The organism is Streptomyces sp. NPDC008150 (assembly GCF_042956945.1).
GTDB lineage: Bacteria > Actinomycetota > Actinomycetes > Streptomycetales > Streptomycetaceae > Streptomyces.
In genome coordinates, this window is record NZ_JBIBHJ010000014.1 from 85,970 (window position 1) to 98,528 (window position 12,559).

Annotated in this window: 8 protein-coding genes, 1 tRNA gene and 2 pseudogenes; 1 reads left to right on the forward strand and 10 read right to left on the reverse strand. The window is 68.8% G+C overall.

Annotated features, from left to right (window positions below; translation table 11 throughout):
- Nucleotides 1-117 precede the first annotated feature (117 nt).
- The 5 genes from thrC to ACFZA0_RS29255 all read right to left on the reverse strand — a co-directional run bounded on the left by thrC (nucleotide 118) and on the right by ACFZA0_RS29255 (nucleotide 5,783).
- Nucleotides 118-1,176: a threonine synthase gene (thrC, locus tag ACFZA0_RS29235; RefSeq protein WP_391022492.1), complete on the reverse strand. Its 1,059-nt coding sequence runs from the start codon at nucleotides 1,174-1,176 to the stop codon at nucleotides 118-120.
- A 6-nt stretch (nucleotides 1,177-1,182) separates the two neighbouring features.
- On the reverse strand, nucleotides 1,183-2,481 hold the full coding sequence (locus ACFZA0_RS29240) for a homoserine dehydrogenase (protein ID WP_391022777.1): 1,299 nt from the start codon (nucleotides 2,479-2,481) through the stop codon (nucleotides 1,183-1,185).
- Nucleotides 2,482-2,636: 155 nt separating this feature from the next.
- A complete protein-coding gene (lysA, locus tag ACFZA0_RS29245; protein WP_391022494.1) occupies nucleotides 2,637-4,028 on the reverse strand; it encodes a diaminopimelate decarboxylase in 1,392 nt (463 codons plus the stop codon).
- A 47-nt stretch (nucleotides 4,029-4,075) separates the two neighbouring features.
- Entirely contained in the window at nucleotides 4,076-5,143 is a 1,068-nt protein-coding gene (gene nrtL / locus ACFZA0_RS29250; RefSeq protein ID WP_391022496.1) for an ArgS-related anticodon-binding protein NrtL, read from the reverse strand.
- Between the two features lie 172 nt (nucleotides 5,144-5,315).
- Nucleotides 5,316-5,783 carry a response regulator gene (locus ACFZA0_RS29255; protein ID WP_391022498.1) on the reverse strand — a complete coding sequence of 156 codons (468 nt, stop codon included), beginning with the start codon at nucleotides 5,781-5,783 and terminating at the stop codon, nucleotides 5,316-5,318.
- A 280-nt stretch (nucleotides 5,784-6,063) separates the two neighbouring features.
- Here ACFZA0_RS29255 and ACFZA0_RS29260 point away from each other — a divergent pair.
- Nucleotides 6,064-6,135: transfer RNA gene (locus ACFZA0_RS29260), tRNA-Arg, on the forward strand.
- A 265-nt stretch (nucleotides 6,136-6,400) separates the two neighbouring features.
- Here the strand turns inward: ACFZA0_RS29260 and ACFZA0_RS29265 are convergent.
- From ACFZA0_RS29265 to ACFZA0_RS29285, 5 genes and pseudogenes are all read right to left on the reverse strand, one after another.
- Nucleotides 6,401-7,789, reverse strand: coding sequence for a tyrosine-type recombinase/integrase (locus ACFZA0_RS29265; RefSeq protein WP_391022500.1), 1,389 nt, complete (start codon nucleotides 7,787-7,789; stop codon nucleotides 6,401-6,403).
- A complete protein-coding gene (locus ACFZA0_RS29270; protein ID WP_391022502.1) occupies nucleotides 7,786-8,001 on the reverse strand; it encodes a helix-turn-helix domain-containing protein in 216 nt (71 codons plus the stop codon). The genes ACFZA0_RS29265 and ACFZA0_RS29270 overlap by 4 nt, the downstream gene beginning before the upstream one ends.
- Nucleotides 7,991-9,157 (reverse strand): annotated as a pseudogene (locus ACFZA0_RS29275) (replication initiator); the annotation flags it as partial. The gene ACFZA0_RS29270 and the pseudogene ACFZA0_RS29275, both read right to left, overlap by 11 nt.
- A 594-nt stretch (nucleotides 9,158-9,751) precedes the next feature.
- Nucleotides 9,752-10,600, reverse strand: a complete 849-nt coding sequence (locus ACFZA0_RS29280) for a hypothetical protein (RefSeq protein ID WP_391022504.1) — start codon at nucleotides 10,598-10,600, stop codon at nucleotides 9,752-9,754.
- A 146-nt stretch (nucleotides 10,601-10,746) separates the two neighbouring features.
- Nucleotides 10,747-12,034: pseudogene (locus tag ACFZA0_RS29285) on the reverse strand (IS256 family transposase).
- Nucleotides 12,035-12,559 lie beyond the last annotated feature (525 nt).

Genomic DNA, 12,559 nt, shown 5'->3' on the forward strand with positions numbered 1-12,559 from the left:
GGGTTCGGTACAGCGTATCGAAGGAAGGTTCCGCGGCGACATAGGGCGCACAGGAGGCGCACGATGCGTGTCGTAAGCCCCTTGTGCGCCCGTGCCGTACGGCGGTGGCGCGGTGTGTCAGGCCAGGCCGAGACGGGCCGCGGCGGCGTCCGCGTCGACCGGCACGACGACCGGCTTCGGCGCGCCCTCGGTGGCCCAGTCCGGGTCCTTGAGGCCGTTGCCGGTGACCGTGCAGACGATGCGCTGGCCCGGGTCGACCCGGCCGGCCTCCGCGAGCTTGAGCAGACCGGCCACGGAGGCGGCCGACGCCGGCTCGACGAAGACACCCTCCTGGGCGGCCAACAGCCGGTAGGCGCGCAGGATTTCACGGTCCGTCACGGCGTCGATGAGACCGCCGGACTCGTCGCGCGCGTCGAGCGCGTACTGCCACGAGGCCGGGTTGCCGATGCGGATCGCGGTGGCGATCGTCGAGGGGTCCTTGACGATCTCGCCGCGCACGATGGGCGCGCTGCCCGCGGCCTGGAAGCCCCACATGCGCGGGGTGCGCGTCGAGACACCGTCCTTCGCGTACTCGCGGTAGCCCTTCCAGTACGCCGTGATGTTGCCCGCGTTGCCGACCGGCAGGACATGGATGTCCGGGGCGTCGCCGAGCATGTCGACGATCTCGAACGCGGCCGTCTTCTGGCCCTCGATACGCACCGGGTTCACCGAATTGACCAGCGCCACCGGGTAGTTGTCGGAGAGCTGCCGGGCGAGGGTGAGGCAGTCGTCGAAGTTTCCGTCGACCTGGAGGATCTTCGCGCCGTGCACGAGGGCCTGGCCCATCTTGCCGAGCGCGATCTTGCCCCGCGGCACCAGCACGGCCGAGACCATGCGGGCCTTGACGGCGTAGGCGGCGGCGGAGGCCGAGGTGTTGCCCGTGGAGGCGCAGATGACCGCCTTCGCGCCCTCCTCCTTCGCCTTGCTGATCGCCATGGTCATGCCGCGGTCCTTGAAGGACCCGGTGGGGTTGGCGCCCTCCACCTTGAGGTGGACCTCGCAGCCCGTGCGCTCGGAGAGCACCTGCGCGGGAACGAGGGGCGTACCGCCCTCGCGGAGCGTCACGACCGGCGTGGTGTCGGACACCGGGAGCCTGTCCCGGTACTCCTCGATGATGCCGCGCCACTGGTGGGTCATTGCTGGTTACTCTCCTTCAACCCGCATGATGCTGGCGACACCGCGCACGGTGTCGAGGCCGCGCAGCGCCTCGACGGTTCCCCCCAGGGACGCGTCGGACGCGCGGTGAGTGACGACGACGAGAGAGGCCTCGCCGTCACCGTCTTGTCGCCCTTGCTGGCGAACCGTACCGATCGACACCCCGTGCTCGGCGAACACGGTGGCCACCTGGGCGAGAACACCCGGTTTGTCGGCCACGTCGAGGCTGATGTGGTAGCGCGTGACCGCGTCGCCCATGGGCGAGACAGGCAGCGCCGCGTACGCGGACTCCCCCGGTCCGGTCGTGCCGTCGAGCCGGTTGCGGCACACCGCGACGAGGTCGCCGAGCACCGCCGACGCGGTCGGCGAACCGCCGGCGCCGGGCCCGTAGAACATGAGCTGCCCCGCGGCGTCCGACTCGACGAACACCGCGTTGTACGCACCGCGCACCGAGGCCAGCGGATGGCTCAGCGGGATCATCGCGGGGTGGACCCGCGCGGTGACGGAGGCGCCGTCCTTGGCCCGCTCGCAGATGGCGAGGAGCTTGATGGTGCAGCCCATCTCGCGCGCCGAGGCGAAGTCGGCGGCGGTCACCTCGGTCATGCCCTCGCGGTACACGTCGTCGAGGCGCACGCGCGTGTGGAACGCGATACCGGCGAGGATCGCGGCCTTGGCGGCGGCGTCGAAGCCCTCGACGTCGGCGGTCGGGTCGGCCTCCGCGTACCCGAGGGCGGTGGCCTCGTCCAGGGCCTCCTGGTAGCCGGCGCCCGTCGAGTCCATCTTGTCGAGGATGAAGTTCGTGGTGCCGTTGACGATGCCGAGCACCCGGTTCACCTTGTCGCCGGCGAGCGACTCGCGCAGCGGGCGGATCAGCGGGATGGCACCGGCCACGGCGGCCTCGTAGTACAGGTCCCGGCCGTGCTCGTCGGCGGCGGCGTGCAGGGCGGCGCCGTCCTGGGCCAGCAGCGCCTTGTTCGCGGAGACGACGGAGGCGCCGTGCTCGAACGCGGTGGTGATCAGCGTGCGGGCGGGCTCGATGCCGCCGATGACCTCGACGACGACGTCGATGTCGCCGCGTTTGACGAGGGCGGTCGCGTCCGTGGTGACCAGGTCGGGGCTGATGCCCTCGCGCACCCGGTCGGGGCGGCGCACGGCGACCCCCGCGAGCTCCAGCGGGGCGCCGATCCTGGCGGCGAGGTCGTCGGCGTGCGTCGTCATGATGCGCGCCACCTCGGAGCCGACGACCCCACAGCCCAGCAGCGCCACCTTCAGCGGACGCGTACGCATCATCCGACCTCGTTTCCTCATACCGACTTCGGTTGCACCAGTCTCACTCACCGGACGGGAGTTTCTGCCCTCCGTCCGGATCGTGAGACGTGAGTTTCATTTTCAGGACACCCCGGGACCGGAGATCTTCCGCCGGCCCCGGCCCTCCGCGAGGACTACCCGACGTCGAGACGCAGGAGGTCCTCCTCCGTCTCGCGGCGGACGATCACCCGCGCCTCGCCGTCGTTCACGGCGACGACCGGCGGGCGCAGCACGTGGTTGTAGTTGCTGGCCATGGAGCGGCAGTACGCGCCCGTGGCCGGCACCGCGACCAGGTCGCCGGGGGCCAGGTCCCCGGGCAGGAACGCGTCCTTGACCACGATGTCACCACTCTCGCAGTGCTTGCCGACGACCCGGGACAGCATCGGCTCCGCGTCGGAGGCCCGCGACACCAGCGCCACGCTGTACTCGGCGTCGTAGAGCGCGGTGCGGATGTTGTCCGACATGCCGCCGTCGACCGAGACATACGTGCGCAGCCCCTCCAGCGGCTTGACCGTGCCGACCTCGTAGAGGGTGAACGCGGTCGGCCCGACGATGGCGCGGCCCGGCTCCACCGAGATGCGCGGCACCCGCAGCCGGGCGCCCTCGCACTCGCGCGTGACGATCTCGGTCAGCGCCTTGGCGATCTCGTGCGGCTCGCGCGGGTCGTCCGCCGACGTGTAGGCGATGCCCAGGCCGCCGCCGAGGTCGATCTCGGGCAGTTCGACGCCGTGCTCGTCGCGGATGTCCTTGAGCAGCCCCACCACGCGGTGCGCGGCGACCTCGAACCCGGACATGTCGAAGATCTGCGAACCGATGTGGCTGTGGATGCCGATGACCTCGAGGCCGTCGAGGGTCAGCGCCCGCCGCACCGCCTCGGCGGCCTGGCCGCCGGCCAGCGGGATGCCGAACTTCTGGTCCTCGTGCGCGGTGGCGATGAACTCGTGCGTGTGCGCCTCGACGCCGACGGTCACGCGGATCTGCACGCGCTGCCGCAGCCCGCGGGACTGCGCGACGTGCGCGACCCGCACGATCTCCTGGAAGGAGTCGAGCACGATCCGCCCGACGCCCGCCTCGACGGCCCGCTCGATCTCGGCGGTCGACTTGTTGTTGCCGTGGAAGGCGATGCGGTCGGCGGGCATGCCGGCCGACAGCGCGGTGGCCAGCTCGCCGCCGGAGCAGACGTCGAGGTTGAGGCCCTCCTCGTGCAGCCAGCGCACCACGGCACGGGACAGGAACGCCTTGCCCGCGTAGAACACGTCGGCGTCCGCCCCGAACGCACCGCGCCAGGCACGCGCGCGTGCCCGGAAGTCGGCCTCGTCGATCACGTACGCGGGCGTGCCGAACTCCTCGGCGATCCGGGTCACGTCGACCCCGCCGACGGCGACGACACCGTCGGCGCCGCGGGCGACGGTCTGCGCCCACACCTTGGGGTCGAGGGCGTTGAGGTCGTCGGCCGGGGCGGCGTAGTGGCCCTCGGGCAGCACGTCGGCGTGGCGGGGCCCGGCGGGGTGTGCGGAACGGCTCATGTCGGATGGCTCTCCGTGCTCTGCTCCCAGCAGCGCTCTACGGCTGCTCAGAGATGGTCGGGTGCGTCGATGCCGAGAAGGTCGAGGCCGCCGGCCAGCACCGTTCCGGCGGCTTCGGCGAGCGCGAGCCGGGCGCGGTGGGCGGCCGAGGGTTTCTCCCCGCCGACCGGCAGCACGGCGGGGAGGAACGCCGTCACGGCGTCGGCGACGGAGACGAGCTGCCGGGCGACCCGGTCGGGCGCCCGGTGCGCGGCGGCGCCGGCGAGGACGCGGGGGTGGTCCGCGAGAAGGGTGACGGTGGCCGCCGCGGCGGCGGCGGCCGGGGCGGGGGTGTCCGCCGGAAGGTCCGCGGGGTGGGCGGTGAAGCCGAGGTCGGCGGCGTTGCGGGTGGCGGCGCGCACGCGCGCGTGTGCGTACCGGACACGGAACAGCGGGTTCGCCTCGCGCTGCGCGAGATGCTCCGGGCCGAGCCGCGGCACGTCGTGGGCCGGCGGCCGGAGCAGGGCCCACCGGCCGGCGTCCCGGCCGAGGGGCACGGGGTCGCCGGGGGCGGGGACGGGACTGACGCCGGGGGGTCCCGCGGCCGGGCCGACGTCGTCGACACGGACACCGAGGACGCCGGACCAGGCGGGGTCGGGCTCGGCGGCGCAGCCGGTACGCACGTCCGCCGCGCCCTGGCTGCGCAGCAGCTCGGCCACGACGCCCAGGACGACGAGGGCGCGGACCTCGTGGGGGGCGCTGAGGCGGACGGGGCCGCCGTCGCGCGGGGCGGCATGACCGTAGCGGCTGCCGCTCCGGAGGACCTCCTCGACGAGGGCACGGGTGCCGCCGTCGGCGACGCGGAAGTTGAGGAAGCCGGGCCCGGTGACGCTGACGTCGGTGATGCCGTCGGCACGCACGAGGTGGGCGCGCAGGATCTCGGCGACCTGGAGCGGCGGCCGCCCGGCGGGCCGCGCGAGCCGCAGCGCGACGTTGGTGGCGTAGTCCCCGCGCCCCCCGGGTCCGGGCACGGTGACGACGGCCCGCTCGGGCACGACGGCCGCGCCCAGCTCTCCCCCGTCGACGGCACGGCGCACGGCGCGCAGCACGGTGCGGGAGAGCTCGACGGGGGTCACGGGACAAGCCTAGGCGAGGACGGGGGTGGGGGTGCCAGCGGTTAAGCGGACGGTCCGGCATGTGGACGGCCGCGCCGGAGGGAACGCGGGGAACGCAGGGGACGGAGGGGACGGAGGGGACGGAGGGGACGGACGGCCGAGGAGGGCGAGGCAACCGTGGACGACCGCCGCGTCACTGCCGCGGACACCCGCTCCCGCTCCACTCCCCCTCGCCGGCCCCGACGGCCTGCCCGAAGGACCCGCCGTACGGGGCGCCGGACCCACTGGTCCGCTCGACCAACCGGCTTACGACGCGCACGAGTTCGGAGGGTTCGAAGGGCTTGGCGAGGAACGCGTCGACACCGACCCCGAGCCCGCTGTCCACCTCGTACTGGGTGCAGGCGCTCACGATGACGAGAGGAAGGTGCCGCGTCCGCACGTCGGCCCGCAGCCGCGCGGCGGTACGGAGCCCGTCGAGGCGGGGCATGACGACGTCGAGCGTGATGACGTCGGGCCGCACGTCGTGCACGACGTCCAGACACTCGGCACCATCGCCCGCGGTCACGACCTCAAGCCCCTCAAGCTCAAGGTTGACCCTGATCAGCTGCCGGATGACCTTGTTGTCGTCCACAACAAGCACCCGACCCGATACGCCTGGCACAACTTGAGGGTAGGTCCGCAACGGGGGCGGCGTCCGGGTTTTCCGGAGTTCGGGAACAGCACCCCGCGGCAACGCGACCACCTCACCGCCCCCTGCCCGAGCCCCCGCCACGCGGCGGCCCCAACACCGTTGCGGGGCACGCCCCCACGACCACCCGGCCGCCCGCGCACGACCGACCGGGGGCCCGGCCCGGACACGGCGCCGACCACGCAAAACCCGTTCATGAACACCCCGGGGGAGCTGGTAGGGTTCTACCCGTCGCCGCACAAGCAGCCGACACGCCCCCGTAGCTCAGGGGATAGAGCAACGGCCTCCGGAGCCGTGTGCGCAGGTTCGAATCCTGCCGGGGGCACCTTGCATTAGGTGCCCAAAGACCCCGCCATCAGCGCGTTCGCTGAGGACGGGGTCTTCGCGTATGTGCAGCCGCATGCGGCCGGAAGCAGCCGTTTGCCAGTGATCACGTAATGGCGACGTAATGATCTTGGTGGGTTTTTTCCCAGCTCAGCAGGGATTTACGGGCCCTGATCCAGGCCGCGCAAACGATAGGCGGACACAGCTGGGCGGGAGGCCCGGACCGCTCCGGTCATGGCCTCCCGCCCACTTGCCGTGCCGACGACTCAGTTCAGGTTGCCGTCCTCCTCCCCCAGCCCCTGCATGATCCGGTCGTTCATCTCCGCCTCTTGGCCGTCGATGCACTTCGCGTAGATCTTCAGCAGGACGTCGACCGAGTGGCCCGCACGAGCGGCGACCTCCGGCGCGGGGACCCCGGAGTTGAGCCACTGGGACACCCCGGCGTGCCGAAGGTCGTACGGTCGCGCCGCCATGACGGAGTCGACCTGGTGCGGCAGGAGCGCCAGCGCCCTAGCGTGCTTCCACGCCCGGGAGTACGAGGAGGCGGCGATGACATTGCCCCGCTCGCTGGCGAACAGCCGGCCGTCGGCAGCGGTCCCGAACTCCTTCACGTGGTCCTGCAACAACCGCACCAGCGGCGGCGGAGCAGGAACGGTCCGCACCTCACCCGCTTCCCGCTGCTTGAGTCCCCGGCGGTCGTGCGCCTCACCGGAGTCGGTCCATGCCTTGCCGGCCGTGGGGCGCGTCTCCGCCAGCTCGACACGGCCCCAGCCCGTATCCGGAAGTGTGCAGTCCACCAGGCGAAGGCCGAGTGCCTCCCCCGGGCGCATGGCCGCGTAGTAAAGGCAGCCGAAGAAGGCTCGAAGCCGCCGCCCACTGGCCCGGTCGTAACCGCCCACATAGGTCAGCGCCGTCAAGAGCTCTCGCGCCTGCCGTGGATTCACCACCACACGACGATCCACTTCTTGCACGGGCCGCTTTCCCCGCTTGCGGCGCACCCGGGAGAACGGGTTGAAGGTCAGCGCCTCCAGTTCGACGGCGTACTCCAGGACGTTGAAGATGACGGCCCGACGGCGACGGTAGGTCTGAGTCGCGGCCGGCTTCCCGTCGAGACGACGGGACAGGGCATCGATCAGCTCATGGACACGGGGAGACTCGGCCAACTCGACGACCGGCAAGGATGCCTTGGACAGCCAGGCCAGAGCATCTGTGACCTCCTCCGGTCGCTCTCGATCGCGGCGCGGCGGAGGCAGCAGGAAGGAGCGCAGAGCGCGCCGAAGGACTACCGGAGTCGGACGCCCCCGCAGCGCCTTGGCAGGCGTGGGGAGCACAGTTGCCAACGCGTCGGTCATGCTGTCGCGCTGCTTTGCCGACGCCTCCGGCCAACGGGCATCCACGTACTTCACGGCCAACTCCAGGAAACTCAGCGCGACCTTGCCGCCCCTCAGCGAGTTGGGCAGACCGGTGATCGTGTCGAAGGCTTCTCCCTTGTCCGCAGCCCGCAGAAGCTGCGCACGGAAGCGGTCGGCCAACGCCTTGGTCTTGTACGACTCGTGGAACGGTTCCCCATCCACCGACCACCGCACCAGATGGGTCGGCTTTTTCGCGGACCGGTTGACGCTCAGCTTCCAGATGGCGACCTTGTACGACTTCATCGCACACCCCCACCCGTCTCCTCGGCCCGCTCCTCCACCCACGCGTGCAACACGTCCCGCCGGATGCGGAGTTCACCGTTCGGGAGGCGGACGCACGGCGGCGCGATGTGGAGTTCGCGCCATCGGTAGAAGGTGCGGCGCGAGACGCCGCCCAGTTCCTCCAGGACCTGCCGCACGGTGAGGAGTTCGATCCCTCGGCGGTCACGCGCCATGCCGACCACCGCCCTCCCTGACGGAGGCAGCCACCAGGGCCGCTTCCGGGGAGTATCCGCGCCCGGCGTACCGCCACTCACCGACGACGACAACGGGACGACCCTCCAGCCCCAAGGCCTTCCGCTGCTCCTCGGCACGGTGGTCCGCGCGAGCGCGGCGGAGTTCGCCCAAAGTGGTCGAGTAACGGCGGGACTTGGTGGAGAAGTGGCCGCCGTAGCCGAGCATGTGCGCCCACCGCCGCAGGCCGAGCGACGCGAACGCGGGAAGCCCTCCGAGCCACCAGCACGTACCGATCATGCGCAGCACGTGCGCCCGCACCGGCAGGAGGACCATTTCCAGCGCAGACCGAATACGCCCGTCGACCGCGCCCGCGGACTCGGCCCCCTTGGTGGCGTACTTGGCGATGTACCCGGCCACCGCCGACGACGAAGGCCCCTCTCCCGTGGCGGAGTTGGCGACCGTCCGTACGTCGACCTGTGTCCCGAAGCGCAGCCACCGTGTCCCCACGACAGCCCCACCTGGTGCCCGCAGCGCCACGCGGTCTACAGCAGCCGGTACGGCGTCAGCAAGCAGAGTCCCGGTCGCCCAGGCAGGCGGTGGGGAGCCGGGTCCCTCCGGGCCGTCGAGGCGGACGATCGCGTGAAAGTGCACCAGGCCGCGCCGCTGGTACTCGGCGACCTTCGCGTACGAGACCCGGGCCACCTCCCCCAGCTTCGTACGGGACATCCCGGCCTGCCTTGCGATCTCCCGCCGCAGCTCGATGCCGAAGCGGTGCCAGAGCAGACCGGCGCGGGAGTGCCAGAGCACGGCGCCGGCGTAGTCGTAGCAGTGGGGGCAGAGCGGTTCGCCAAGACGCGGATCGTCCGTGGCATGGCGGAGTGAGCAGCCGAGCGGGACGCCGTGGGGGCAGTTCGGCGCGCCTCGCCGGGGGCGGCACGGGCGTACGGTGCCCGACTGCTCCCGGCGAGTGTGGACAGGCCCGAAGCTGGGCGCGGTGAGAGTGACGAACACGCGCGGATGCGCGCCCACAGCCTCCGGCACCGCCTTGCCGCCGACGAGACCTGCGCGCACGAGTTGGTACGTGTCCGCCTGGTAGATGCGGGAGCACGCGGGGCAGACCGAGGCCCGCCGATTGCCGCAGGCTGTCAGCAGGCGTCGCGTAACGGCGAGTTCGTCGACCTCATCGGCACCGGCCGAGGAACCTGGTTGTACCTCACTGGTACTACAAGCTTTCGGAGACAATTTACCAGTTCTACCGGAATAACTCACACCTCACTGCGCAAGTTCTGTACAAATTGAAAGGTGAGTCGAAGTCCGCTTTCCACTATGCCCCTGAGATCGATCTGCTCAACTTTCCCCGGAGTGACAAGAGCCGGGAAATGGATGTAGCTTGCATCGTTGATGGTGCGATCGTATTCGGTGAGTGCAAGACTGACTCTTTGAAGGCCGAAGCTCTGGAAAAGTTTGCAGCCCTGGCAAAGATGCCTCTCAGAAATCCCGCCCGAGTCATCTTTGCCACAACGCAACCTGTCTCAGGCGAGTTCAAGGAGCAGATGAGTAGAGTACCGAATGCCGAGCTAATGGTTCGCAGTGATTTGTACGACGACTAGTTTCACCTCATCGCACTATTCAATCGAGACGCGTCAGGCGGCTTGGCCGACTGCGGGTTGATGGTCACAATCTAAGCGGCTAGTTCGACGTCATAACTGCTGAGAGGTTCGACAGTAACGCTGACAGTTGGGTATGCCCTTACTGCCACTGACTCGCGACCCACCGTTCTCGCTCAGCCAAAAGCTCAGTTCTCGTGACCTTGATCGGGCTAAAGTCAACACCACCAAGCGGGAAGATCCACTGTTCCAGGGCAAGCCGTACATCCACTTGCGTCAGGTCGTTGCTGTATAGACCGGCAGTGCCCAACTTCTCCAGGATGCTTTTGTTGATCGCTTCGACCTTCACCCAGTGGGTGTCGTCGTCCAGAGATACACCTTCCCACTCCTTGGCAATGATCTCCAGCCCCTCCTTGCTCGTACAGCCGAAGCGATGCAGCGCAAGAGCCAGGTCGACCACCATGCTTGGCCAGGAGGAGAGCTTCAGGTCACTCAGCCTTGCTGGCGTGATCCAGACGCTGTCACCCTCGCTCGTGACATAGTCGACGTACAGACTCTCTTCACGATCTGCCTCAACGCGATTGCGGAAGATCCAGTCAACATCGTTGGGACCGTCGAGATAGAGACTGTGGCGTAGGGACTCCGCGTAGCCGCGCACCTCTGCCAGATCTGCCGGTCGGCCTTCAACCATCCGCGCATAGATCCCTCGGGCCAAGTGGCTGTAGAAGATCCTCAACTGCCCCCGTACTGCATCGATGTCAGTCCAGCCCATACGAACGACATCCCAGAGGATGAGCATCTTCGCCGCTTCCTCGCTGGCGAGACCGTCGATCACTGCTGCGCCTCGACTGCGCTCGGCCTCTTGAAGGTGGATGAGGTCATCCCGCAGCGTGCCGACGTGTTCGGCGAGCAGTTCAAGGCCCTCGGCAATGAGGTCAAGCCGCTCAGCCTTGGGGACGTTGAGGACAGCAACGAGATCTCTCGGCTTCATCCCAGCAGGCTACGGCGCCGAGAACCGCTGGACTAGCGAGTAGTTGCCGACGTCGATCCGAGCGAAGCATCACTCGTAGATCACGTGGCCGGCGCCAAGTTGGTGAGGGTCTGTCAAACGAGCGGTGTAACTGGGGTGGTTGAGCGTTACTGACGTGCTGCGGAGAGCCGGCCGTCGAAGGTGATGTCGAAGGCGTTCAGCGCCGTCTTCCAGTGCATGGTCCAGCGGGCCTGGCCCTTGCCGGTCGGGTCCAGCGACATGATCGCCATGTAGACGCACTTCAGGGCGGCCTGCTCGTTGGGGAAGTGTCCGCGAGCCTTCACCGCCCGGCGGATCCTGGCGTTCACGGACTCGATCGCGTTCGTCGTGCAGACGACGCGGCGGATCTCGGTGTCGAAACGGAGGAACGGGGTGAACTCCTCCCATGCAGTCTCCCAGAGCCGCACGATCGCCGGATACTTCCTGCCCCAGGCGTCGGTGAACTCGGCAAACCGATCGAGTGCGGCCTCCTCGGTCGCCGCGGTGTAGACGGGCTTGAGGACCTTCGCGATCTTGTCCCAGTCTTGGCGGGCGGCATAGCGGAAGGAGTTCCGCAGGAGGTGGACCACGCAGGTCTGGACGGTGGTGCGGGGCCAGACCGTCTCGACCGCCTCGGGCAGGCCCTTGAGCCCGTCGCAGACCAGCATGAGGACGTCGCCCGCGCCACGGTTCTTGATCTCGGTGAGGATGTGCATCCAGTGCTGGGCGCCCTCGCCGCCGTCGCCTGCCCACAGACCGAGGACGGCGGCCCTCGGTCGTGACCGCCAGGGCCACATAAATGGGCCTGTTAGCCACGGCGCCGTCGCGAATCTTCCCGTGGATGGCGTCAATGAAGACCACGGGATAGACGGCGTCGAGGGGGCGGTTCTGCCATTCGGCCATACCCTCGAGGACCTTGTCGGTGATCGTGGAGATCGTCTGGCGGGACACGTCGGCGCCATAGACCTCGGCAAGTTGAGCCTGAACCTCACCGGCCGTCAGGCCCTTCGCCGCAAGGGAGATGACCATCTCGTCGACGCCGGACAGACGCCTCTGCCGCTTCTTCACGATCCTCGGCTCGAAGCTGCCTTCCCGGTCGCGAGGCACAGCAATCTCGACCGGACCGACATCGGTCAGCACGGTCTCGGCACGGGTGCCATTGCGTGAGTTGCCGCCGTTCTTCCCAGCCGGATCGTGCTTGTCATAGCCGAGATGGTCGGTGATCTCGCCCTCGAGAGCGGACTCCAGGAGCCGCTTGGTCAGCTGCTGCAGCAGCCCACCCTCGCCGGTCAGCTGAAGACCCTCGGCCTGAGCCCGGCCCACCAGCTCGTCAATCAGCCGGTCGTCCACAGACTTTGCCGGCTCCGCCTCAAACGGCTCGACGGGTTCGGCCTCGGTCGCGTTGTCGCTGGTCATCGATGCATCTTCCTTGATCAGGAGTTACACCGATCGTTTTACAGTCCCGTTGGTGATCAAGTTCTAGCTTGCGGGAAGGCTCGCACCTCAACTATCAGAAGGTGGTGGCTGCTCACTGGCTACGCGAACGACCCTGAAGATGGCGACAGTCCCCAGGAATGGCGATGGACCACCGGTAAGGGGGTAGTCGTCTGTCGTTGCGGCGTAGAGGGCAAGCCGCTTCTCGGCGAGCTCGTCCAGGATGGCAGTGATGCTTCGCTGTGCGTCACGCACTGAGGAGCGACAGAATTCGGTGTCTCCTAAGAGGTCGTTTTCTCCTGCGTTGAACGGTTTTTGAGTGATTTTCTGGGTGCTCGGTGGTGGTGCAGGCGAGGTCCTGGAGCGCTTTCGGGGTTTCTGGGTCGGGAGAGGTTGCGGTTGGGGCAGGAAGGGTCGTCTTCCTGTTTCATCCCAAGATGCCCGGGCCTCCAGGCCGTTATGTGCTTCGAGCGCCGATTCGGTGCGACTGGGCGCAATCACTTCGGG